Origin of the sequence: Devosia neptuniae, from assembly GCF_025452235.1 — a bacterium.
GTDB lineage: Bacteria > Pseudomonadota > Alphaproteobacteria > Rhizobiales > Devosiaceae > Devosia.
This window is the reverse complement of sequence record NZ_CP104965.1, coordinates 3,981,370-4,004,282: the sequence shown is the minus strand read 5'-3', so window position 1 is coordinate 4,004,282 and position 22,913 is coordinate 3,981,370. Positions and strand designations below refer to the sequence as shown.

Annotated in this window: 24 protein-coding genes and 1 pseudogene; 14 read left to right on the top strand and 11 right to left on the bottom strand. The window is 60.2% G+C overall.

From position 1 onward, the window contains the following. Positions 1–59: 59 nt before the first annotated feature. Positions 60–1,100 (bottom strand): LacI family DNA-binding transcriptional regulator, encoded by a 1,041-nt coding sequence (locus tag N8A98_RS22490; RefSeq protein WP_262168662.1) that lies wholly within the window; start codon positions 1,098–1,100, stop codon positions 60–62. Positions 1,101–1,277: 177 nt separating this feature from the next. Between N8A98_RS22490 and N8A98_RS22485 the strand changes: the two genes are divergently transcribed. After that, on the top strand, positions 1,278–2,258 hold the full coding sequence (locus N8A98_RS22485) for an NADP-dependent oxidoreductase (protein ID WP_262168660.1): 981 nt from the start codon (positions 1,278–1,280) through the stop codon (positions 2,256–2,258). 57 nt (positions 2,259–2,315) lie between these two features. Here the strand turns inward: N8A98_RS22485 and N8A98_RS22480 are convergent, their stop codons facing one another. Next, complete coding sequence (locus N8A98_RS22480) at positions 2,316–3,209, bottom strand: LysR family transcriptional regulator (protein WP_262168658.1); 894 nt, start codon at positions 3,207–3,209, stop codon at positions 2,316–2,318. A 104-nt stretch (positions 3,210–3,313) separates the two neighbouring features. Here N8A98_RS22480 and N8A98_RS22475 point away from each other — a divergent pair, with 104 nt between their 5' ends. After that, complete coding sequence (locus N8A98_RS22475; protein WP_262168656.1) at positions 3,314–4,183, top strand: SDR family oxidoreductase; 870 nt, start codon at positions 3,314–3,316, stop codon at positions 4,181–4,183. A gap of 56 nt (positions 4,184–4,239) precedes the next feature. On the opposite strand, the gene N8A98_RS22470 is transcribed toward N8A98_RS22475, so the two are convergent. After that, the gene (locus tag N8A98_RS22470) at positions 4,240–4,974 is read right to left on the bottom strand and encodes an SDR family NAD(P)-dependent oxidoreductase (protein WP_262168654.1); all 735 of its coding nucleotides are present in this window, start codon (positions 4,972–4,974) and stop codon (positions 4,240–4,242) included. Positions 4,975–5,005: 31 nt separating this feature from the next. Then, positions 5,006–5,611: an NADPH-dependent F420 reductase gene (locus tag N8A98_RS22465; RefSeq protein ID WP_262168653.1), complete on the bottom strand. Its 606-nt coding sequence runs from the start codon at positions 5,609–5,611 to the stop codon at positions 5,006–5,008. Between the two features lie 169 nt (positions 5,612–5,780). Here N8A98_RS22465 and N8A98_RS22460 point away from each other — a divergent pair, with 169 nt between their 5' ends. Continuing rightward, complete coding sequence (locus N8A98_RS22460; protein ID WP_262172112.1) at positions 5,781–6,698, top strand: LysR family transcriptional regulator; 918 nt, start codon at positions 5,781–5,783, stop codon at positions 6,696–6,698. Positions 6,699–7,005: 307 nt separating this feature from the next. Continuing rightward, the gene (locus tag N8A98_RS22455) at positions 7,006–7,872 is read left to right on the top strand and encodes a hypothetical protein (protein ID WP_262168651.1); all 867 of its coding nucleotides are present in this window, start codon (positions 7,006–7,008) and stop codon (positions 7,870–7,872) included. A 346-nt stretch (positions 7,873–8,218) separates the two neighbouring features. Here the strand turns inward: N8A98_RS22455 and N8A98_RS22450 are convergent. The 6 genes and pseudogenes from N8A98_RS22450 to N8A98_RS22420 all read right to left on the bottom strand — a co-directional run bounded on the left by N8A98_RS22450 (position 8,219) and on the right by N8A98_RS22420 (position 11,784). Then, positions 8,219–9,413, bottom strand: a pseudogene (locus tag N8A98_RS22450) (tyrosine-type recombinase/integrase). Positions 9,414–9,619: 206 nt separating this feature from the next. Continuing rightward, positions 9,620–9,883 (bottom strand): hypothetical protein, encoded by a 264-nt coding sequence (locus N8A98_RS22440; protein WP_262168647.1) that lies wholly within the window; start codon positions 9,881–9,883, stop codon positions 9,620–9,622. Then, on the bottom strand, positions 9,883–10,356 hold the full coding sequence (locus N8A98_RS22435; protein WP_262168645.1) for a hypothetical protein: 474 nt from the start codon (positions 10,354–10,356) through the stop codon (positions 9,883–9,885). Before N8A98_RS22435 ends, N8A98_RS22440 begins: the two co-directional genes overlap by 1 nt. Before the next feature lie 29 nt (positions 10,357–10,385). After that, entirely contained in the window at positions 10,386–10,901 is a 516-nt protein-coding gene (locus tag N8A98_RS22430) for a hypothetical protein (RefSeq protein ID WP_262168643.1), read from the bottom strand. A gap of 74 nt (positions 10,902–10,975) precedes the next feature. After that, positions 10,976–11,326 (bottom strand): hypothetical protein, encoded by a 351-nt coding sequence (locus N8A98_RS22425; protein ID WP_262168641.1) that lies wholly within the window; start codon positions 11,324–11,326, stop codon positions 10,976–10,978. 122 nt (positions 11,327–11,448) lie between these two features. Further along, entirely contained in the window at positions 11,449–11,784 is a 336-nt protein-coding gene (locus N8A98_RS22420; protein WP_262168640.1) for a type II toxin-antitoxin system RelB family anti-toxin, read from the bottom strand. Between the two features lie 130 nt (positions 11,785–11,914). Between N8A98_RS22420 and N8A98_RS22415 the strand changes: the two genes are divergently transcribed. The 7 genes from N8A98_RS22415 to N8A98_RS22385 all read left to right on the top strand — a co-directional run bounded on the left by N8A98_RS22415 (position 11,915) and on the right by N8A98_RS22385 (position 17,572). Next, positions 11,915–12,121 carry a type II toxin-antitoxin system RelB family anti-toxin gene (locus N8A98_RS22415; RefSeq protein ID WP_262168637.1) on the top strand — a complete coding sequence of 69 codons (207 nt, stop codon included), beginning with the start codon at positions 11,915–11,917 and terminating at the stop codon, positions 12,119–12,121. A gap of 136 nt (positions 12,122–12,257) precedes the next feature. After that, a complete protein-coding gene (locus tag N8A98_RS22410) occupies positions 12,258–12,686 on the top strand; it encodes a hypothetical protein (protein WP_262168636.1) in 429 nt (142 codons plus the stop codon). Further along, on the top strand, positions 12,686–14,131 hold the full coding sequence (locus N8A98_RS22405) for a replicative DNA helicase (RefSeq protein ID WP_262168633.1): 1,446 nt from the start codon (positions 12,686–12,688) through the stop codon (positions 14,129–14,131). The genes N8A98_RS22410 and N8A98_RS22405 overlap by 1 nt, the downstream gene beginning before the upstream one ends. Continuing rightward, a complete protein-coding gene (locus N8A98_RS22400) occupies positions 14,124–15,029 on the top strand; it encodes a DUF1376 domain-containing protein (RefSeq protein WP_262168631.1) in 906 nt (301 codons plus the stop codon). The genes N8A98_RS22405 and N8A98_RS22400 overlap by 8 nt, the downstream gene beginning before the upstream one ends. A gap of 60 nt (positions 15,030–15,089) precedes the next feature. Further along, on the top strand, positions 15,090–15,974 hold the full coding sequence (locus N8A98_RS22395) for a hypothetical protein (protein WP_262168629.1): 885 nt from the start codon (positions 15,090–15,092) through the stop codon (positions 15,972–15,974). Between the two features lie 147 nt (positions 15,975–16,121). Beyond that, entirely contained in the window at positions 16,122–17,264 is a 1,143-nt protein-coding gene (locus N8A98_RS22390; RefSeq protein ID WP_262168627.1) for a hypothetical protein, read from the top strand. A 170-nt stretch (positions 17,265–17,434) separates the two neighbouring features. After that, complete coding sequence (locus N8A98_RS22385) at positions 17,435–17,572, top strand: YHYH domain-containing protein (RefSeq protein WP_262168625.1); 138 nt, start codon at positions 17,435–17,437, stop codon at positions 17,570–17,572. A 129-nt stretch (positions 17,573–17,701) separates the two neighbouring features. On the opposite strand, the gene N8A98_RS22380 is transcribed toward N8A98_RS22385, so the two are convergent. Beyond that, positions 17,702–18,124 carry a DUF4145 domain-containing protein gene (locus tag N8A98_RS22380; protein ID WP_262168624.1) on the bottom strand — a complete coding sequence of 141 codons (423 nt, stop codon included), beginning with the start codon at positions 18,122–18,124 and terminating at the stop codon, positions 17,702–17,704. A gap of 549 nt (positions 18,125–18,673) precedes the next feature. Between N8A98_RS22380 and N8A98_RS22375 the strand changes: the two genes are divergently transcribed. From N8A98_RS22375 to N8A98_RS22365, 3 genes are read left to right on the top strand one after another with little or no spacing between them, the layout of a single operon-like run. Beyond that, entirely contained in the window at positions 18,674–19,132 is a 459-nt protein-coding gene (locus tag N8A98_RS22375; RefSeq protein ID WP_262168622.1) for a terminase small subunit-like protein, read from the top strand. Further along, positions 19,107–20,642 (top strand): terminase large subunit domain-containing protein, encoded by a 1,536-nt coding sequence (locus N8A98_RS22370; RefSeq protein WP_262168620.1) that lies wholly within the window; start codon positions 19,107–19,109, stop codon positions 20,640–20,642. Before N8A98_RS22375 ends, N8A98_RS22370 begins: the two co-directional genes overlap by 26 nt. Continuing rightward, complete coding sequence (locus tag N8A98_RS22365; protein WP_262168618.1) at positions 20,642–22,912, top strand: sbcc family protein; 2,271 nt, start codon at positions 20,642–20,644, stop codon at positions 22,910–22,912. The genes N8A98_RS22370 and N8A98_RS22365 overlap by 1 nt, the downstream gene beginning before the upstream one ends. Position 22,913: the final 1 nt, after the last annotated feature.

Sequence of the window (22,913 nt, the reverse complement as noted above, 5' to 3'; positions counted from 1 at the left end):
GAAACGCCATTCCTGCTGGGCTGGAGCTGTAGTCTCGCAAACCTTCGTCCATGGCGCCACTATTTCAGGCGGCGTGTCGAATCCCGCAAGGTAATGCCGCAATCGATCCGCTGTTCATGCCGCCCCATGGCCGAGGGATCCGCCAGCCGGGCGTCGACAATCCGCGCTATGGCCTCGGCGACCTCGGCTATGGGCTGGGCCACCGCCGTGATTGCCGGTTTATGCAGGCGCAGGGCTGGCACGTCGTCGAAGCCGACAAGCGACAGATCGCGCGGGATTTCGATCCCCGCCTCATGCAGATAGGCCAGCCCGCCCAGCGTCATGTTGTAATTGGCGCTGAACACGGCTGTCGGCGGATTGGGGAGCGAAAGCAGGTCGCGCATGCGTTCGTAGCCGCGGATTTCCCCCCATTGCCCGTCCACCACCAAACTGGGATCGGGGGTCAGCCCGCGGGCGGCAAAGGCATCGTGATATCCAGCCAGGCGCTCGCGGCCCGCCGAGTCGCGCTGGCTGCCGTGAATGGTGGCAATCCGCTCATGCCCCAGCTCGAGCAGGTGGTTGACGGCGCGCGCGCTCGCCTTGCGATTGTCCACGAACACCCGGTCCACCGGCAGGCCGGGAATGTCATTGTCGTACAGCACGACAACCAGCCCCTCATCGATGTGCTGCAGCACTTCCTGGCGAACGCTGTCCTCGCCATCCATCACCAGCGCATCTACCCGATGCGCGGCAAAGAACTCGAGCCCTTCGCGGAGCGTGGCAGGCTGCGTATTGTGGCAAAACGACAGCACGGCCCGCCCCGACAGCCGCATCTGGCGCGACAATTGCTCGAGCATGGCCGCATGAAACTCACCCAGCGCCGGCACCAGGAAGCCGACTATGCGGCTGGTATTGGTCTTCATGGCCACGGCGGTGGAATTGCGCCGATAGCCCAGCGCGGCGATGGCCCGCTCAATCTGGTCGCGATTGCTTGCGCGCACCGGCTGCCCATTGAGATGCCGCGACACCGTCCCGATCGCCACCCCCGCGGCCTCTGCCACATCCACGATGGTGGCCGGCCGCTTGCGGACCTGATGTTGGGCATTGGCGCGACTGGTCATGGCACGTTTGATCCTGCGGGGCACGAGTAACCTTGATAGCCGGTGCCGGCGCCTAAAGCCAATGTCGGGAATGCGCATCCAGCTCGTAAACCGTCTCATCTGTGAGACGATCTGTCCAGATTAGCGGTCCTGTCGAATGGATTTTGAGATCGTATCTTCTCCATGAAGGAGAAACCCATGACCTCGTCCAATAACCTCGAACGCGCCGCACCACTATCTCACCCGCCTGGCTCCGGCCGGGCCCTGCGCCTGCAAGCCTATGGCGGCACCGGGAGCTTGCAAGTCGACATTGTCGCCGCCCCCGAACCGGGTCCCGACCAGGTGCTGGTCCAGGTCAAGGCCGCCGGCGTAAACGGCATCGACTGGAAAATCCGTGAAGGCTATCTCCGCGACATGTTCAAGCTGCCTTTGCCTGCAACCCTTGGCATCGAAATGTCCGGCATCGTGCTGCAGACCGGCGCCAACGTCAAAAGCGTAGCAGTTGGCGACCGGGTGATGGCAGCGCTGGGTGGCCTCGGCGCTTACGCCGATCATCTGGTGATCGACGCTGAAAAGCTCGTCAAGACACCGGCGGACCTGTCAGACATCGACGCCGCGGCAATCCCGGTCGCCGCCATGACAGCCTGGCAAATCCTGCAGGTCCCCGAATTCGACCTGCGCGGCAAACGCGTGCTGATCCACGGCGCGGCCGGCGGGGTAGGCAGCTTCGCCGTCCAGTTCGCCAAGGCGGCTGGCGCGACGGTGTTCGCCACGGCCTCGACCAGCAGCGTGCCACACGTCCAGGCCCTGGGCGCCGACCAAGTGATCGATTACCGGACACAGAACTTCGAGCAAGTGGTGAGCGACATCGATTTCGTCATCGACCTTGTCGGCGGGGAGGTCGTGGACAAGTCCTGGGCAATCCTGCGGGCAAGTGGTGTGCTGGTGAGCATCGCCGCAACCGATCTGGCAGCCCGCACGCCCGAGGGCCGCAATGGCATCTGGTTCTCGCTGCGGCCCGATACTGCACACCTTGCCACGATCGCCCGGCAGGTCGCCGCCGGCACGCTGCGCTCGAGCATTGGCGAGGTGGTGGCTTTCGAAGACCTGCCCGCTGCCATAGAGCGCAATCGCACCGGCCACGCGCCCGGCAAGATCGTCGCTGACTTCACCCGCTGACCAGCCGGGCCCGGCTTAGACCATGCGCAGCCGCACACCATGCGGCTGCGGTAGCATTCAAGTGCGGATAAAGGCCGCCAGCTCTTCGGGAGCGCCCGTCGGAAAAGCCTCTTTCAAATAGTCGATAAAGGCGGCCACCCGCGCGTTCAACAGACGTCGCGACGGGTAGAGCGCCCACAAAACCGTCTCCGGGCCGTCCACATCTGCCCAATGCACCAAGCGGCCATCGGCCAGATCATGGCTGACCAGCGATACCGGCAGCCGTGCGGCGCCTGCGCCCATTACGGCCGCATCACGAACCATGCTGAGCGATGACAGGCTGAGCGCCGGGGTGAATGCGATCCTCGCTGCCCCTACCTTCGATTTGACGCTCCACCCAGCAAGCTCGCGATCCGGGCCCCATACGACAGCGGGGGCAGGGCTGCCGTCGCGCGGCCGCACCACCTTCGGGCTGGCCACGATAACGATCCGGTCATGCAGGAACACCCGCCCGACCAGGCTCAGGTCCGCAGGTGGGTTGACGCGAATGGTTAGGTCATACCCCTCCTCGATCATGTCCACGGCGCGATTTTCCGCCGTCACATCCAGCCGAACCTCGGGATATCTGAGGGCGAAGCCTGCTGCGAGCTTGCCCATCGCAATTTGCGAGAAGTTCAGCGGCGCACTGATCCGCAGATTGCCGCGTGGCCTGTCGCCGCCCGAGGCAATCGCCGCAGCCGTCTCGTCAATCTCAGTCAGCAAGGGGCCGGTCCGCTCATGCAGGGCCTTGCCCTCCTCGGTGAGCTTGGGCGCCCGCGAGCCACGCTCGAACAGGCGTAGGCCCAGGCTCGCCTCCAGTTCAGCCACCCGCCGTGACAGTGTCGCCTTGGGGCGGCCCGTCGCGCGCGCAGCTTTGCCGAAGCCGCCATGCCGGGCGACCAGGTTGAAGTCAGTGAGTGCAAGCAGGTCCATGTGTTTCACCGATGAGACAGCGTGTCCTTATATCACAGCTAGCGCTGCATTTGTGGATCACTAAATGCTGGTCATCGTTTTTCAAACCAGCAGGCGTAATCCTCATGACCATCCTCGTTACCGGCGCGACCGGAACCGTCGGCCGCAATGTCGTCGAACAGCTTATCAAACGCGGCGCCGATATAAGTGCGCTCGTCCGCGACCCATCGAAGGCCAACCTTCCGGCCGGCGTGGCCACAATCAAGGGCGACCTGCTCGATGTCGATTCCTTGCGCGCCGCCTTCTCGGGCGTGTCCACGCTGTTCCTGCTCAATCCCGTAGCACCCGACGAATTTACCCAGGCGCTGATCGCCCTCAATCTGGCCCGCGAAGCCGGGATCGAGCGGATTGTCTATCTCTCGGTGATCCACAGCGATGTCTATGTGAATGTGCCCCATTTTGCCGGCAAGTTCAGCGTCGAGCGCATGCTTGAGCAGATGGGCTTCAACGCCACCATCCTGCGCCCCGCCTACTTCATCAACAACGATCTTTCGGTGAAGGACGTGGTGCTCGCTCATGGCCTCTATCCGATGCCGATCGGCGACAAAGGCCTCGCCATGGTGGACGCGCGCGATCTCGGTGAAATCGCCGCCATCGAGCTGCTGCGGCGCGAGCGGTCCAGCACCCCGCTTCCCCTCGAGCGGATCAACGTGGTTGGTCCCGATATCCTGACCGGCACCGATGTGGCCGCCATCTGGTCCACTGCGCTCGGGCGCATCATCCATTTCGGCGGCAACGACACCGCAGCGTTCGAACAAAGCCTCCGCAATTATGCTCCCGGCTGGATGGCGCTGGATATGCGGCTGATGGCCGAGCGCTTTCTGGTCGACGGCATGCTGCCAAGTGCAGGCGATGTCGAGCGCCTCACCGGCATGCTGGGCCGTCCTTTGCGCTCCTATCGCGATTTCGCCTCCGAGATCGCTGCTTCGGCATAGACCGCCGGCCCCGGGCGCTCCGATCAATCGAATGGAGCGCCCGGTTCGGCTTGGGGTCAGACTTGCGCCAGGCCGCCATCGACGGCGACCTCGCTGCCGGTCATGAAGCTGCTGTCCGGCGATGCGAGAAAGGCAGCCACCGCCCCGGCCTCCGACGGATCGGCCATGCGCTGGAGCGGATTCATCGCGGCGAAGGCCTTCATGCCCTCCTCGCCCAGCGCTTCCCTTGCAAGTTCGGTCGCAATCGAGCCGGGCGTCAGCACGTTTACCCTTATGCCGGTGCCCTTCAGGTCCTCCGCCCAGCTCCGCGCCAGATTGCGCACTGCCGCCTTGCTTGCCCCATAAGCGCCAAAGGCCGGAGCGCCCGTCGTGCCGGCGCTCGATCCGGTCAGGATGATCGAACCGCCCCGGCCCATCAGCGGCAGCGCCTGCTGGACCGTGAAGATCGTACCCTTCACATTGGTGTCGAAGATGTCGTCGATATGCTCGGCAGTGATCTTGCCGAGCGCCAGCTGGCTTCCGGCTCCGGCATTGGCAAAGACGATGTCGAGGCTTCCGCGCTCCGCCTTCACCGCCGCATAGAGCCGGTCGAGATCGGCCAGATCGGCGACCGAGCCCTGCACCGCCCGGGCATTGGGGCCCAGCTCGGCCACGGCAGCATCAAGCGCGTCCTGCCGGCGGCCGAAGATGAAGACGAAGGCGCCTTCCTCGATAAAGCGCTTTGCCGCGGCCAGGCCGATGCCGGTAGCGCCGCCGGTGATCACGGCGGTCTTTCCATTCAGTCTGTTCATGTCATGCTGCTTTCGTTGGAATTGGTTGTTTTCACCGCTGCTCGGCCTTGGCGAGATCCTGGAAGATGAGCGGTCCCCAATTCGTGCCCCTGGCCTGCACCAGCAGTCCGCCTTCCGCCAATCCGCCCAGTTCCACGGGCGCAAAACCAAGCCGCTCCGCCAGGTGCCGAACGCGCTCGCTGGCCGGCGGATGATCGCTCGACAGAAACACCACGCGGCGGCCGCCCGGCACTGCCGGGTCCTGCGCCAGCACAGAAGCCACCAGATGGTTGAAGCCCTTGACCAGTTTCGCGCCGGCAAAGGCATTGGCCACCACGGCCGAGGACGGCAGCCCGCCCAACTCACTGGGGTCCACGCCATGGGCATTGCTGACGTCGATCAGCGTCTTGCCGGTCCAGTCCGTGAGGATTTGCGCCACCTCGCGATGCGCCCAGAACGGGATGGCCAGCAAGATCGTGTCCGCCGCGACCGCGTCGCTCAGTGAAACGGGCGTCACCTGCGTTCCCAGCGACCGGGTCAGTTCGGCCAATTGCGCCGGCGATGTCCTGCTCGCCAGGCTCACCGCGATATCCTTGCGCGCAAACGCCTTGGCGAGCGCCTGGCCGATACGTCCGGCCCCGATAATGGCAAAGCTCATGTCTTGCTCCTGCTTGTTGATGGACAGGACAACTCGTCGCGTCCGGCTCTGAGCTAGGTGCGATCACGCCCGGGCTTCAGTGGGAAACCCCACACAGCGGTGGTGCAAAAACGCACCACGCCCATTTCGGCTCTCATGATATTCTGCGCCATTGGCAGAGGAACTGAATGTGATCGATTGGGACGATGTGCGCTTTTTTCTCGCGGTCGCGCGAAGCGGATCGGTGCGATCCGCAGCCGAGCGGCTCAAGGTCAACCACACCACGGTGCTGCGCCGCATTTCGCAACTCGAGGGGCGATTGGGCGCGCGGCTGTTCGAGAAAAAGCCGGCCGGGTATCAACTGACCGGCTCGGGCCACGACGTCCTGGCCCTGGCCGAGGAGATGGAATTGTCCTCGAGTCGGCTCGAGGGCCTGGTCTGGGGGCGGGACGAAGGCATTGGCGGCCCACTGGTCGTCGCAATGGCCCAGACCATAGCCACGCACCTGCTAATGCCCGATTTTGCCGAATTCTGCCGGCGCCATCCCGAGGTGGAACTGACCATCCTGTCCTCGGAAGCCAAGGTGAACCTGACCAATCGCGAGGCCGACGTAGCGCTTCGCGTTGTGCTCGACCGCGAAGCGCTGCCACTTAACCTGCATGGCCTGCAGGGTCCGGAACTGCGCATCGGCGCCTATCTGTCCAGTTCATTGCTCGAACAATGGACCGCAGGCGCGCTGCAGCACGTGAGGTGGGTATCCAAAGGGACTGATCGGGCTCCTGATTGGGCGCTCTGCGGCGAAATCCCGATCGAAGGCCTGTTCTGCGCCCCCGAAACCAGTACTCACCTCGCCGCCCTTCGCCAGGGATTGGGCATCGGTCTGCTGCCCCGTTTCGTAGGAGACGCCGAGCCGGACCTCGTGCGTGCGCCCGCCACGCTCAACGGCTCGCACGGCGCCCTGTGGATTCTCTCCCAAGGCGAAACCCGGCGCACCAAACGAGTGCGCCTCTTCATCGACTTCATCTCCCAACGCCTAGCCGAACACGCCCCCCGCCTGCTGGGGCCGGATCCCGAAATCGCGCCGAAGCCCGAGCTTAAGAAGAAGTGATAGACCACTAAAATGAATCAGTGATGCGGCTGGCATGGACTTAAGGAGGATTGGCTAGAGAGCCTGTTCCCAATCTTCATGGTAAAATGAATATCAATTTCAATGTGTTATAAAAGATGAACGGCCAAAAGTGGACCAAAGTGTGCCACCTTTGGGACCCCTAGCTGGCTCTATGGGTCAAGCGATGGTGTCGAGCAGGAAGGAACGTTGAGGCGCCGCGCTGAACTTGTAAAGGCCATCAGCTATTGACTGCTACCGACCGCCGATAAGTATAATTTGAAAGAATCAGTGAGGTTAGGAAATATCCATGCTCACGAAGGTGCGGATATTTTGGCGGAGATTCAGGCACACTTGCTGGCGCAAAATTGTGCCATTGACGGTTCAAATGTCACTGGCTCTTCCCCGCCATAATATAAAAAAATCAGGCCCGCTAAAGCTGGTAATTGATAACTCAGCTATCGCGAAAGGCGTCACGCACGGCACAGCCTGGGTTTCCACGGGGCCGAAAACTTGGGGCGATTTTGAATTTGACAGCGGATATTCGGCACGAATCCCAATCCATTCGCCACAAAATGCAAGTGAAGAATATCGAGAGATTACTTACCTTACGGGCATTGCCGAACTCGCGCGGAGTGGGCATCTGAAGTTGTTTACGTCTAACGAACTGCACGTTGAAGCAGTTCGCCACCCTCCGGGAATGATGCGGGGCTATGAAAGCAGTGACCTAAACATCTTCTCGGGGATAGAAATACCGTGGGTTGAAGAGAAACTGACTGCTCTGTTCGAAACGGCGGAAGAACAGTCGGCAAGATTGCTCCGCAACGCTGTTGAGCCATTTCAAACTCTGCGGAAGTTCATTGATCATCCCAAGGACGTTCTGGACGTTTGGCATATCCATACCGCCCACCACGCCGGTGCCAGCTATTTCCTCACAATGGATGGAGCACTTTGCCGGAAGTTTCGACAGGCCCGGAAAAGGCGCGGCTTTCCCACTTTGAACGCTGAGCCAATCCTGCCTTCTGAGCTTGGAAAGTCCATCGGATTGCGCGAACTGCCTACGTTTCTTTTCAGCTATCAAGAGGAAGAGCGGACGTTCTTCATTCGGCACGACCTCCATTTACCCGGAGAGAAGAGGCGGGGGCGTTTTAGCTATAGAAAGAAGCGGCAGAAATAGTTCGAGGTGGGATTCACATCTTGGCATTGTTCAGGCATGCTGCGTTATGTAATGACATTACAAACGAACGAACCTACTGCCCTTCACCGACCGCCGCATCTGAGCCCGTAACGCTCCCCGACCGCTGGCCGACGCACATTTAGCTGGTTGGTGGGTCACTAAAGTGTGCCCGTGACACGCGCTAAGACCGGCGGGGCTATGGGCGTATTGCGATATCAGTGACTTACGGGAGTATTGGCTGGGGAACCTGGATTCGAACCAAGATTGACGGAGTCAGAGTCCGCTAAAATCGCCTTGAAACATGGGGTTCCGGCATTCCATGTGCCATCCGTGTGCCGTCTGGGTGTTAGACGCCGAAGATTCCGCGCTCGGCGGCGGCAAGCGCTGCCTGCTCATCCTGGGTGGGGAACAGATGCGAATAAGTGTCCAGCGTCACCGCGATGTTTGAATGGCCCATGCGCTCCTGAACCGCCTTGGGTGTTAGCTCCAGACCGCCATCAGCGCGGCGGTTGATGCACCAGGACGCGAACCAATGGCGCAGGGCATGCAGGCCAGAGTATTTCGCGGCAATGGTTGGGTTGTCCTCGTCGTCGCGCCCCGTGATGGTCGTCACACCGGCCGCGATCATGGTGGGGATCAGCCCCCGATTTACCATGTTGCTATGTCCCTCGACCTTGCCGGCGCCGGTGGGAAACACGAGGTCCAGTTCGCCCTTGGGGCAAGCCAGCTTCCATTCCCGCAAGACGTTCACCGTCATCGGAGTCATCGGCACCTTGCGTTGCCCAGCGTCGGTCTTGGGCATGCCTATGGCGTGATAGCGGTCGGCGCGCTGGCGGACATGCAGCATTGCGCCAGCTAGGTCGACGTCCGCCCAGCGCAGTCCACGCAACTCGGACGCGCGCAAACCGGTGAAAACGGCTGTGATGATCAGTGGGCGCCAACGGCCTTCGGCTGCGGCGATCAGCGCTTTGACTTCGGCGGTGGTCGGAATATCAACGCCAATCTCAAGTCGTTTCTGCTGGCGCTTCTCCACCTTTACCCGGCTGGATTTCGCCCGCGACATTTCATGAACGGGATTGCGTATCGAGTGGCCGCGCAATTGAGCGTCCGCCAGGATCGAGCCGAGCGATACAGTGACGCGCTTCACCATGGCCGGCGACCGGCCGTTCTCCCGCAAGGTGTCCTGAAAAGCCCTGATGCTGGGCACAGTCAGCTTGTTAAGCTTGGTGTTGCCGATGAAGGGCTTGATATGCAGGTTCAAATGCTGCCGGCGCTGGTCGAGCGTCGTGCGCTCCAATCCCTCGGCGGCACCGCTCTTGAGCCATAGGGTGCCGGCCGCATCAACAGTGATCGTCTCGCTGTCGGGAACATGGACGCCGTCGCGGACCTCGCCCCTTGCCTTTAGCTCAAAGGCGTCCGCTTCCTTTTTTCTTGCTGAATGACTGGCGCTGGCGTTTGCCCTGGCCGTCAACATAATCGACCTGCCACGCCTCTTTGACTTCACCCTTGGCAGTGGTCCATTTGCGTTTGCGGACGCTCATCGGGTGGGCCTTTCGTCGTGTTCAATCTGGAAGAGGATTAATATCAGCCTGTCGCTTCGGCAAAGAAGTTTTCGAGAGCCTTGCGACTTGCTACCCACCTTCGCCCGATCTGCCGCGCTGGAAGCTCGCCTGCCTCCAGCATATGGAACGTCGCCCGTGTCGTATGCCCGATGACTTTCGCAATTGCCGCAGCGCCCCACACGAGGTCAAGCGGTTCGGGATTGTCCTGCTGGTTCATTCCCGCCCCCCTCGGCGCTCTCGGCAAGTTCGAGGGCGTCGATGCAGCCCTCGACCAGCGGGGCCGCCACTTCCCGGAGCACTCGTTTTACCGCACCGCCAATGCGGGCAATATCGGAAGGGGACGGGTAGTTCTCCATCGCGTCGAGTGCCATGTGACACGTGATCAGCAGCGCGTTGAGATCGTACGCGCTGTCAACCGCCAAGGTTAGCGGACTATCGATTCGGGTCATCACACGACCCCCTCATCTGTCGCTGCCTGCGCACTGTAGAGGCCGATTAGCCTTTCGGCCGCCAATAGCTTGCGCTGTCCCTCGTATAGGGTGTCGCGGAGCCGTTCGTAATCTTCGTCAATTTCGGCCGCGCCGAGTGCTAGCCACACCGTATTGATGATTGCAATTCCACGATTGAGTTCATCGCCGGCCGCTGTGACCTTCCGTGGGTCGTAATCCGGTGTTTTGGCGCTAGGGGTATTGGCAATTGCCAACACCCTGTCGATGAAGAAGCCGGGCCGATAATCGCTTTCGCCGTGGTCCGTTTCAACTACCAACTGAACTGCGAAGTCACGTGCGGTCTGAGGCTCAATAGACAGGATTTGTTCCTGCAACTGGCAATAGACGGCGTAGTTCGCCCTCGTCCGTTCATCGTCTGGGAAGGTCTTCTCCCGCACCTGGCTCCACTCGGCGTACAGGTCAGCAATGTCCATGCTCGCACCTGGGACAATATCGGATCGCATCACTTCACCCCCTGCTTCTGCAAGTCCGAAACGACGGCCTCGATGTCGGCCCAAGGGTCGAGATTTGCCCCTCGGATACTCTCAAGCCCCATGGCTGCAAGAGAGAACGCGCCATCGCGCTCCATCACCCGAATTGCGGAATGAAGCAGCCTGCTTACCGTCTTCTCCATCTTTTGGAAGCAGGCCTCGGCTTCCTTTGGTTCCTCCGGCAACTGGTCGTATGCCATGCTGATCACGTTCATGGCTTGGCCGACCTGAGCAGCGGCTTCGATGAGGTTAGTCGCCGGGAAATAGGGCATGACGTCCAGCAACTCGTAATAGATGTCGATCTGCTCTTTGCTGGCCCGTTCAAAGTAGTTGGCCGGGAAATGGTGGTCCTGCGCCTTCTCGGCTCTCTCCAAATCTTCGTATCGGTCATAGAGCCGGTTCGAAGCTACGAGGCCCGCCAGCAATATGGCTAAAGCGGACTCGCCTTTGCCAGCCAGAACCTCGGTGCTATGCTTCGTGGTATCCATTGATTGATCCTCCAAGGTCTTGATGGAAGGCTCGGGGAGCGTTGGCGCGCTTGCCCGAGCCGATTTGCTCGGGGTCAGGCGTCCTGATCGGTGACGACCTTCGAAGTGGCCATCGCGTATCCATTGACGGTGGCAAGGAAGGCAATCTCCACGCCGGTGGCGTGCCGACCATAGCTGGTGTGAGGTTCGCGGCGGCGGGCCATCATGCTGTCCACGATGCAGCCCAGCAGCGAGACGTTGCCATTGGTCGGGTGCAGACCAATGTACTCGAGATATTCCACGCCCAGCCGCCGACCCAGCTCGCAGTCGGCTGAATAGTCGCCGGTGCTCTCGACGTTCCAATAGTCGAACCCGCCGCCCGCTTTGCCTTTCAGCACGACGAACGAGAGGTCGTCAGAACGGCCGGTATCGGCAACTGACTTCATTGGTGCAGGCATCTTGACCTCCAGATCACTTCTGAGGATCAAGTTACGCTAAACGCAAGGTCCGTCAAGCGTTGAGTTACGCTAGATGCAACAATTTTATCCGGCCGCTGATTTTATGTTGCTCAAGACGCCTTCTTGTCTGCGTCGAAAAGAGCTTTCACAACGGTGGTGATTTGGGTTCTTTGAGCCGGCGAGGCGTTCTCCCATATGCTCCATATGGCGTCCTGGGACGTTGGGTCACGCATGATCAGATCGGCAGGCTCACACATTAGAGCTTCGGCAAGCGCCTCCAACATATCCTGTGTATAAGGCTGCTTACCTGTCTCTAGGCGCGAGAGGCTGGCCTTGGAGATGTCGAGTCGCTCCGCAAGCATTTCTTGCGTCAGGCCGCGATAGGTACGCCATTCGCGAATGAAGTGGCGATGGCGGGTACCCTGCTTTTGGAATCGGTTCGACATGGAGGTTCCCGGCTAAGTTGTTACGCTGAATGCAATCTTACACCGCTCAAGCACCAAAGTCCGCAGCATCTTGCGTAACTAGTAAATTTCTCATAGGTTACGCTAAACGCAACCTTAAGGTGATTTGCCGATGCACAGGCTACGAGTGGTGCGCCAGGAGCGCGGCCTTACTGTGAAGAATCTGGCCAAGGAAGTGGGCGTCTCGTCTGCGACCATCTCGCGCATCGAGCACAACAAGCAAGACCCGTCACTGGATCTGGTCCGCAAGCTCTGCACGTTGTTCAAGCACGACGGTTTGGCGGCCCACGACTTCGTCAACATCGAGCACGCGGTATGAACCCTCACGTGCATGCGCGCGAGGGCCCGGCATTGAGCTGAGGCAACCGGCGCAGTTTTGCGCCGATCCCAATTGTTCCGGTCGGGCAGGCTGATGTGACGTCGCCACCCGGCCAACTTATCCAAGGATTAGACCTATGAAACGCGACATTATCGCGGACGGCGAAGCTATGGCCGACGTTGAAGGCAACGATGTTTCCTATTTGCTCGGCGCCAGCGCATCCGATGCTGCCTTTGTTCAATGGCGAGACAGCCTGCCCGATAAGCATTGGGCCAAATATGATCTGAGTGCTTGCCGCCTCGGCTGGGAGGCCGGCCGCGCCAATCTCTCCGCCTCAGTGGTGCCCGCTGCGCCTAAGTATGACCCATTGGGCCTGATCGCGGCGGGCCTTGGCAAAGGCAATCCGGAGAAGCCAGCGCAAAAGGTTGATCCTTTGATTGCCCAGACTGAGGCCTTTGAGGCCATGCAACGGGCTTTCAAGTTGGCCTGTGACCAACCAGGCATGCCTAACTTCCTAGCATGCGCTGCTGCATTCGATGAGTTCGAACGGCTAGTGAAACTCTGATGTCAGATGGTTTCGTAGCAGCGCCGGAGCAGCACCTGCTCGGCATGATCCTCTCAGGGGGCGATTGCCGGGCCGCTCTCTCAATGGTCGACGAGCGCCACTTCGTCGAACCTGCGCACCGCATCATCTTTTCGCTGGCCAAGCTCGCCCACGAACGTTTCTCGTCAACCAATTTGCCGGTGGTGGCCAAGCTGATCGAGCCGCAGGACGCCAACGCGTTTCTGTCGCAGACCGGCATCCCCATCACAGAATACATGGCAACCATCGCCGGACAGACGGTCTATGGCGTGGGAAATGCGGCCCAGGCGGCCAGAAACGTCATTTCGCAATGGGGCCGCCTGCGGATCGCTACGTCAGCCGAGGGCATCGCACTGGCGGCCCGTGAGCCTTCTGCCGATCCCGTTGAGATGGCGCGGGCGCTGGGAATAACCATGGACGAAGTCCTGGCGGAGGTCAGGGTAGGGGGGCGAGGCAAGACACGGCAGACCATCGCTGAGGCCACGCGTGACGCTCTGGCGGCCTCGCGCGCCGCGCGCGCCAGTGGTGGCATTACTGGTATCAGTTCAGGTCTGGCCGACTATGACCGGCTCACCGGCGGGTTTCAGAAGCGCGACATGACGCTGCTGGGCGCGCGTCCATCGATGGGCAAAACAACCATGGGGACCGCGGTCGCGGCATCCGCAGCGATGACTGGCGCTGGCGTGGGGTTCTTCTCGCTGGAAATGGACCGCCCAAAGTTGGTGACGCGGTTCAACTCTGACCTGGCCCACCGGCGCGGCATCAAAATCGCCTACCAGGACATTATCAACGGCTCGGCCAGCGACGACGATCTAGCGCAGATCGAACAGGTAATGACTGAGTTCAATCATTTGCCGATCTGGATCGAGGACCAGTCCGGTCTGATGATTAGCGATATTCGAGTAAAAACTGAGGCGATGATTTCCGACGCTGAGCAGGCGGGCTTCACGCTCGATATGCTGGTGGTCGATCACCTGGGCAAGATCCGGCCCACCTCTCGCTATGCCGGAAATCGGACCAATGAAATCGGTGAGATCACTGACGGCCTCAAAGAGATCGCGCGGGAATACGACCTGGCGGTACTGCTGCTGTCGCAACTCAACCGGGATGTCGAGAAGCGGGATGATAAGCGCCCGACGTTGGCCGATCTAAGGGACAGCGGCGCCATTGAGCAGGACGCCGATACCGTGTTGTTCCTCTACCGCGAGGCCTACTATCTGCAACGCGAAAAGCCAACGAGCCTCAACCGCACGTTGGAACGTGATGCCGACCTGTCGGCATGCCTGAACAAGGCAGAACTGGAAGTTGCAAAGCAGCGGAACGGCCGGGTTCAGTCCATAGACCTGTTCGTTGATATGGCCCATTCCGCTGTGAGGGATGCTGCCCGACCAGGCTACGCAGAGATGCACGAGCGTTACCATGGCTGAGTTTCCCCACATGCCGCTCGCAACTGACGCCTATCTGGCAGACACCTTGCATCTGGATGCCCAGCAGCATGGTGCATACTTGATGCTGCTCATCGTCGCGTGGCGGACCAGGGGCGTACCGAGCCTGCCCAATGACGACAAGATACTAGCGCGATATGCCAAGGTAGACCCACGTACCTGGCAGCGGATCAGGCCCACGATCATGGCGTTCTGGGAACTCGGTTCTGACAATCGATGGACCCAAAAGAAGCAGTTGGAAGTGCGCGTGGCGGCTCACAAACGTGCTGAGGCTGCGCGCGACAAAGCTTCCAAGCGGTGGGGCCCTAAGTCCTTGGAAAATAACGATAGAGGTGATGCTAGGGCAGTGCAGGGTGATTGCCAAGCCGATGCAACCATAACCAACTCTACTATCGTAGAGAAAGAACCTAACGGTTCTTTGTCCGAAACAGCCGTTTCAGACCTTCCGAAACCGTCTCGAAAGAGGATCGCTTATCCAGACGACTTCGAAGCTGCATGGCGGGCTTTCCCAACTACGCCGAACATGTCGAAAGCCGAAGCGCTGCCAGAGTGGAAGAAGCTCACGCCGGACGAACGCGCCACCGTGCTGCCGTCCATTTCGGGCTATCGCGCCTTCCTCAAGGCAGATCCCAATCACCCCCCAATTCACTTTTGTCGGTACCTCAGCAAGCGCAGATTTGAGGGCTTTGCCAGCGGCGCTGCCAGCGGCCCGGAGGATTGGTGGAAGCGGCTGACCTATGCACGCACCAACAAGAAATGGTCGACGATTGAGTGGGGCCCGTTGCCCGGCGCTGTGGGATGCCGGGCGCCCCGAGAACTGGTCGAGCCGGGCGACGGCGTCGGCTGGGCTGAATGGAAACAGCGCCCCGCCAACTCATAGCAGCCCCGCGCGGTAGATCGAAAATTACCAACAGACCCACGCCGAGATGAAAGACCGTTCATGACCATCCAGCCCAAAAAGCCACTTACATTCCAGCAGGCGACCCGGCGCCTCCCTCGGGCTCGGTCAAAACGGGAGGTACTCCTGGCCGCCTACCATGCGGACCACACGAACTTTCATGCTGCCCACGATGAGCTCAGCGTAGCTTTCCGAGCTCTGTCCCGAAGTGCTGCAGAGCTGCGGCGAAACCAGGCGATTATCGATTCTTTGCGGTCGATTGTTGACCTTGGTCCCACCGCCCCGCCGCCCGAAGAAAAAATCGTTGATGCGCCGCTGATGACCGACGCCGAGTTTCTTCACCAGAAGGAGAAGAATCCTGACATGGAGAACGTGGGTAAGTCCAAGGCCCGTTTCTCTATGGATGAGTACATTGGCGGCTTCTCGCGCTACCCCAATCGGGAGACCCACCACGAAATGGCTGCGGCCCGCTTTCTGTCGCTTTATGAACGCGGGCAGATCGGCGGTGCCCGCGCTACGGACTACTCTGCGCCTTATGTAGACAAGTCCGGACCGTCACAAGATGGCGCGCTGGTCGCCGGGGATGAGGCCCGTCGGGAATACCGGGCGATGAAGTTGGCAATTGGCGACGTGGCCGAAAACCTCCTGGAACGGGTCATTGTCGGCCGGGTGTCCGCACGCACCATCGCGACCCAGCGCGGTGGCGAGGCTGGCGCCACGGGCCGACTGGTGTCCATGGTGGCCCAAGAGGTCAAGGACGCTTTGGAGGCCGCCGCGCAGCATTTCCGCTTCGGGAAAACGGCCGGTCATAGGGGCCATTACGTTGACGAAGCGGCCAGGAGGGCACGAGGTGATGCAAAATCACCAGGTGTCCGTGGATTGCGTGGCCGTGCCAGTATCAATGAGAACAAAACGAGCGCAAAATAGAAATACCCGCCGCCGATTCTTAGGCTGCGGGTATGAAATTCTGTATGTAACCTGCCGCTGGGACAAGATCGTTTTGCACACCTGCCTTCTCATGGATTCGGCAGGAACGTCAAGGCCTAGCGGATCAACGGAAAGGCAGAAATAGCGTTGATCTTCACCAACAAGGTCACTGGGGCCGGGGATTTCACCAGCTTCTGGGAAACTAAGACTGATAGTGAAATTCTCAAGACGAATTTCCGAAACGATAATCCGGAGGCCCTGCCACAGTTGCTGGCTGCGCTTCCTGAAGGGGCAGAGGTGCCCGAACTTGAGTTCGAGTACGATACGCGGCAGAGCACGGTCGGCATGGTCCGATGCCGCCACTGCAAGAAGAATGCGGCCAACCACAACATAGGGTTCGTGCTGCGGTATCAGGACGGCAGCCGCATCCTCGTTGGGAAGAACTGCGGTGAGAAGCAATACGGTCAGGCTTTTACCTACCGGGCTAATCATTTCCGAGCTGCGATCAAGCGAAGTGAACTGCTGCGTCGCAAACTCGGCCTGATGACGGTTCGAAAGGAACTTGTCGCGGCTCTGGACGAGATCAAGGCCTATGAAGGCTGGATGATATACCGCGATTCCAAGCGGTCATTCTGGCAGGGCATGCACCACATCCTGGACCTGATTAACACGGCTGTTCTCAAGCGCGACGGCGTTCTTACGGTTGAAAGCACTTTCCGGGATACCGAGGCGGAGGCGCTGGTTTGGACGCGCACTCGTAAGGTGAGTGCGCCAATCTATAGGACAATTAGTACAAACATCGGCGTTTTAGCTGGGCGCGAGTTCTTTCGCGGTGGCGAAAGCCCGGAGCGGATAATCCCGGCTCTCACCCAGCGAATGATCAACGCCGCGTTCTCTATCGACGAAAAGGACCGCAACTACGACCTTGAGGTACTTTTCCGCGCGATGGAGGGTATCGTGACCGAGATGCGAGAACAGGCCCATAGGATCGGCGTGATGAAAGAAGCCCTTTCTGAGGCCAACATGATCACTCTCGGCCGATGGCTGAAGGCCGAGCAGCAGGGCAACTATCGCGTTAAGGATGGGAAGTTTTACCGCCACGACGGCGCCGGCAATGTTGTGTTCCATCGGCATGCCGTTTACGGCACGGCCAACCGGCAAAATCCAGTAGAATGCGATCTGCCACCCCCATTTGCACCAGTTCCCGACGCTCTTATCGAGCAGGTAGCTAATCTGATCCGTTACACGGTGGACAGCGCTGATGTTGGTGGGAACAAATCGGGTACTTGACACGGGGAACAGAGCAGGTCAAATAGGTGCAACGTGGCGCTTTGCGTCGGACTTTAAGGCTCGCTTCGGCGGGCCTTAATTATATCCGGAGGTAGTCACCTCTGCCCCACGATAGCTGTTGCTTATTGGGTAGCAATCTTCATGATGCCGCCATTGCATGGGGGATTCCAATGAAGAAGATCGTCTCGGTGGCTCTGGCCGCTTTGCTTTGTATGTCTATCTCAACCACAGTTTTTGCTCACGGCGGCGGTCTTAACAAAGACGGTTGCCACAACGAGACAAAAACCGGCGGCTATCACTGCCACTGATGAATCAAAGGCCCGCTTCGGCGGGCTTTTCGTTGGAACCTGCGTTCAATCGCGGGATCAGTTCAAAATCGTTGAGATGAAAAACAGGCCTGTTGATCCGGACCTCTGAGGCGTCTCAATCAGCAGGCGTTATGCTTTCTTTGTCGCCGCCTCAATTCCGCGCTCTATGCGCGCGGTAAGCACGAAAAGGAAGTTCCCCAGGGCCTCTGCAAAGTTCACCGATTGCTGTGCTTCATCGGCCGTGACGTGGGGTCCACTGGCGTCAGCGTGCCGAGGTCGATTGGAGCCAAGGCGAACTTCATGTGCCCAATCAGCCATGTTTTTGGTCAAGATGTTCTGATTTAGTGCTTCGTCGATGCGCTGGTAGAGACTGCCGTCAATAAGCCCTCGAGCCTTCAGCATCGCATCTACGGCGCTGCCGGCGACCATCGCCGCCGCATCGGGTGCATGCAAGGTCTCGTATGCTTGCTGCAAATATTGCTTCGCCATCGGCGGCAGGTCTTCGTGGGCTGAACGGGGTTCGGGGTAAAGCTTAACTGTCGAGAACTTCATGGGATTTCCGCCGATGTCGCCAGTCCCCGTTGTGACTCCACCGCAGGTCGCACAGCGGAATGCCGCCCAATATGTTCCTTTCTTCCCGTCAACTCGGGCGGTAGGGCCGACACTCGCCCATTCTCTGGCGAGATGTGGTGAGGCTACTCCACAATGTGGGCAACGGGGCACGTCCATCAATTGGTGCCCCATTTGGTAGCCGCCAGCAACTGTGACAGCTGTAACATTTGCCATGCTCGTCCTCCCAGACCAACGTCATGAAGCATTCGCCCAGGTGCTGGCAAAGAACAAGCTACAACCGGTCAGCGATGAACAGTAAAATTGCGGCGATGACGGTCAGGAGCAGGGGAATAAACCAGCTAGGCATGTGCGCCTCCAATTGATGCTGGTCGTCTATTGATACCGCTTTACTGCCCTCTGCAACCTAAACCGGGCCGGATAACTCGCATTCTCATCGTGCGTTGCCGCCCCGCCCACACCTTAGTCGGCAAACGACACGCGAACCCACCCATAACCGTTTCGAGCGCTCAGACCGCCGAAGGGACCAGCATGCCAGCGCCCAGCAAATTCAATCAGACGACAGCAGACCGAATTTGCGAACGGCTCGCTGATGGCGAAAGCCTCCGCACTATCTGTGCCGATGAGGATATGCCCGATAAGGCGACTGTATTCCGCTGGTTGGCAGACGATCAGCATGAGGCGTTCCGCGACCAGTATGCGCGCGCACGCGAAGCCCAGGCAGATGCCCTGGTCGATGAGATGATCGACATTGCCGACGACGGCTGCAACGACTGGATGGAGCGCAAGAACGCCGACGGCGAGAGCATTGGCTGGATGGAGAATGGCGAAGCACTGCGCCGCTCTCAGCTTCGGATTGCTGCGCGCCAGTGGGTAGCGGGTAAGATGCGTCCCAAGAAGTATGGCGACAAGCTGGAGCTGGAACACGGCGGCCGGGTCGAACTGGTGCCTGTGATCAATCTGAATGGCAGCGGCAGCAACGGCGGTTGACGCTGTTCTAGACCTTGATCTGCATCCCAAGCAGCTCACGGCCTTTAACAGCGCCGCCACCGAGATCCTTTATGGCGGGGCAGCCGGCGGCGGCAAATCGCACCTGATGCGCATTGCGGCGATCATCTGGTGCTCGGCCATCCCCGGCCTGCAAGTCTACCTGTTCCGCCGTATTCGCGACGACCTGGTCAAGAACCACATGGAAGGCCCCAAGGGCTTCCGGGCGCTGCTGGCGGGCTGGGTGGCCTGCGGCTTCTGCACCATCGTGGAAGACGAAATCAGGTTCTGGAACGGCAGCAAGATCTATCTCTGCCACTGCAAGGACGAGAAGGACCGGTTCAAATACCAGGGCGCGGAAATTCACGTGCTGCTGGTCGATGAGCTGACCCACTTCACCGACAAGATTTATCGCTTCCTCCGCAATCGTGTCCGCATGGTTGGCATCACGGTGCCGGAGCAATATCGGGGAACATTCCCTCGGATCATCTGCGGGGCGAACCCAGGCGGCATTGGCCATCAGTTCGTCAAGACTACGTTCATTGATGGCGCCACGCCGCTCAAGGTCTATAGGGCGCCCACGTCTGAAGGCGGCATGCTCCGCCAGTACATTCCGGCCCAGCTCGAAGACAACCCGAGCATGGACGAGCAAGACCCCGGCTATGAAGACCGCCTGATGGGCCTTGGCTCTGAAACGCTAGTACGAGCCATGCGGTACGGCGATTGGGACATTGTTGAAGGCGCGTTCTTCGACAATTTCCGCAAGGACCGGCACGTCATCAAGCCGTTCGATATCCCTGCTCACTGGCTGCGCTTCCGCGCTGGCGATTGGGGCTCTGCCAAGCCCTTCAGCTTCGGTTGGTATGCCGTGGCCGAGGAAGAAACCACGGTGCTGAACACGGTGGGCCGCAGTGTCGTGATCCCGCGCGGCGCGCTGATCCGATACCGGGAATGGTACGGCGTTGCCAATGACAATGAAGGCAAGTTCATCCCCGATAAGGGGCTAAAAATGAACGCCGAAAATGTCGGGGCAGGGGTGCGGCTCCGGGACCAGCAGGACACCATCTCCTATGGTGTGCTGGACCCGGCGGCCTTCAGCCAGGACGGTGGCCCCTCAATTGCCGAACGCATCATGCGCGGCACGAATGGACGCAATGGCGCGACCTTCCGGCGCGCTGACAATGCCCGTGTTGCCCGACGCGGTGCCATGGGTGGGTGGGACCAATTACGAGCCCGGCTCGATGGCGATGAGGACGGCAAGGCGCTGCTGTTCTTCTATGAGACCTGCATTCACGCAATCCGGACCATTCCGGCGTTGCAGCACGACGAAGACAACCCCGAAGACCTCAACACCCACATGGAAGATCACCCCGGTGATGAGGTCCGTTACGCCTGCATGTCGCGGCCATGGCTGAAGCCAGTCAAGAAGCCGCCACCCCGCCAGCCTGAGCCCGGCACGGTGCCGCTGCCAGGCATGCCGATGCCGGCGAAAGGATCGAGGATCAATCTATAATGGCTGAAACCGACGTGGACGACATCGACGACGCCGAGGGCGTAGACGGCGCCGCGTTGGCCGCCGATGCCAAGAGTGCGACCGGCTGGCTGAACCTCATTACGGAATCGGAAGCCTATTTCCGGGACTGGAATGAGCGTTGCGACAATATCGATAAGCTCTATGCCAACCTCTCCAAGCTGGCCAATACGGCTCGTGACCGCGAAATGTCGCTGTTCTGGGCCAACCTGCAAACCCTGCAGCCATCCATCTATTCACGGCCGCCGGTGCCAGTGATCATGCCCCGGTTCCAGGACCGCCGGCCGATCCCGCGCATGTCGTCGGAATTGCTGGAGCGATCGGTCACCGTCTCGTTTGAGACTGGCCACCTTGACCGGACCATGAAGCTGGTGCGCAACGACCTGGCCCGCCTGGGTCGTGGTGTGCTGTGGCCGCGCTATGAAACCAAAGACGAGGCGGGGAAGGGCAAGAAGGTCTGCGTAGACTTCAAGTTCCGCCGTGACTTCGTTCATGACATGGCGCGCTGCTGGGCTGAAGTGGGCTGGGTGGCGGGTGCCGGCTATCTGACCAAGAAGGAAATGCGCAAGCGCTTCCTGAAGCACTCCGGCGATGTCTATCAGTCAGCCACCTACTCCACCCGCAAGGATGTCAACGGCGACAAGTTGGGACGCCGCCTCACGGCCAAGGTGTGGGAGCTGTGGAGCAAGACCGAAAACAAGGTCGTGTGGGTCACCGAGGGCTGCGACAAGGTTCTGGACGAGGCCAAGCCGCACCTGACGCTGGATGACTTCTTCCCATGCCCTGAACCGGCCTATGGCACGCGTCAGCCTGAATCGCTGGTGCCCGTCCCCGACGTGATGCAGTACCGGGACCAGCTTGAGGAAATCAACGAACTGACCGCCCGCATGGCCGCGCTGTCCGAGGCGGTCAAGGTTCGTGGATTCTATCCATCTGGCGCTGGCGAGCTCGGGGACGCCATTGAGGCGGCGGTAAAGGCCGCTTCCGACAATGTCGTGCTGATCCCAATTTCCAATTGGGCGGCCACCGGTGACGGTGCCGCCAAGGACTTCATTGTCTGGTGGCCAATCGACCAGATCGTTTCGACGATTGCCCAGCTGATCAAGCTGCGCCAGCAGCTCATCCAGGACGTTTACGAGGTCAGTGGGATCAGCGATATTCTGCGCGGCGCGACCAACCCGAACGAGACGCTGGGTGCCCAGGAACTCAAGGCCCAGACTGGCTCTGTCCGGATCAGGGACCGCCAGGACGAAATGGTGCGAGTGTCGCGCGATGTGACGCGCATCCACGCCGAGATCATGGCCGAGGAATTCGACAGCACCACGCTGCTCGATATGGCCCAGATGCAGATGCCGACCGATGCCGACGTGGCCAAACAGGTCAAGGCGCTGGAAGACCAGGCCAAGCGGATGAAAGCCGCGGTTGATGCCGAGATGGCCAAGCCTGAAACACAGGCGATGGCGCAGCAGAACCCCGAAGAGGCCCAAAAGGCTATCGAAGAGGCGATGCAGAAGGGCAAGGCCATCCTTGATCAGGTCAACCAGCTCAAGGCCACGGTGACCATCGATCAGGTCATGAAGCTGCTGAAGGACCAGCGGTTGCGGCCGTTCGTGCTCGACATCGAGACGGATTCGACCATCGTTCCAGACGAAAACGCGCAGAAGCAACGCGCCACCGAGTATATTACCAGCATGACGGGCTTGTTCGCCCAGCTGGTGCCGGCGGTGCAGCAGGTGCCGCAGATCGCCCCCGTGGCGGGACAGATGATCAACTACATCAATGGCGTGTTCCGCACCGGGCGCCAGTTCGCCCAGGTGATCGAGGAATTCACCGATCAGATGAAGGGCATGGCCAGCCAGCCCAAGGGCCCGCCACCCGAACAGGTCAAGCAGGACGCCGAAGCCAAGGCGGCAGAGGCCAAGGCGCAGATTGAAGCCACGACAGCCCAGGCGGATGCGCAGAAGACCGCTGCCGAGGCCGAGCGCACCCATGTGGAGAACGCCGAGCGCATGCAGGCGCTTCAGTCCAAACAGCAGCGGGAAGCTCTTGAACTGCAAATCAAGGAGCAAGAGGCGGCAGACGCTAGCCGGGCCCGCAATCAGGATATCGCTGACAAGGCGGCGCTGGCTGAATTGCAGCGCGTTGCCCAGAAAGAAAAGCACGACCAGGAAATGGAGAAGGGCAGCATGGAACTGGCGATCCTTCAAGCCAAGGTACCATTGGCCGAAGCCACAGCAGCGGCAGGGCATTAGC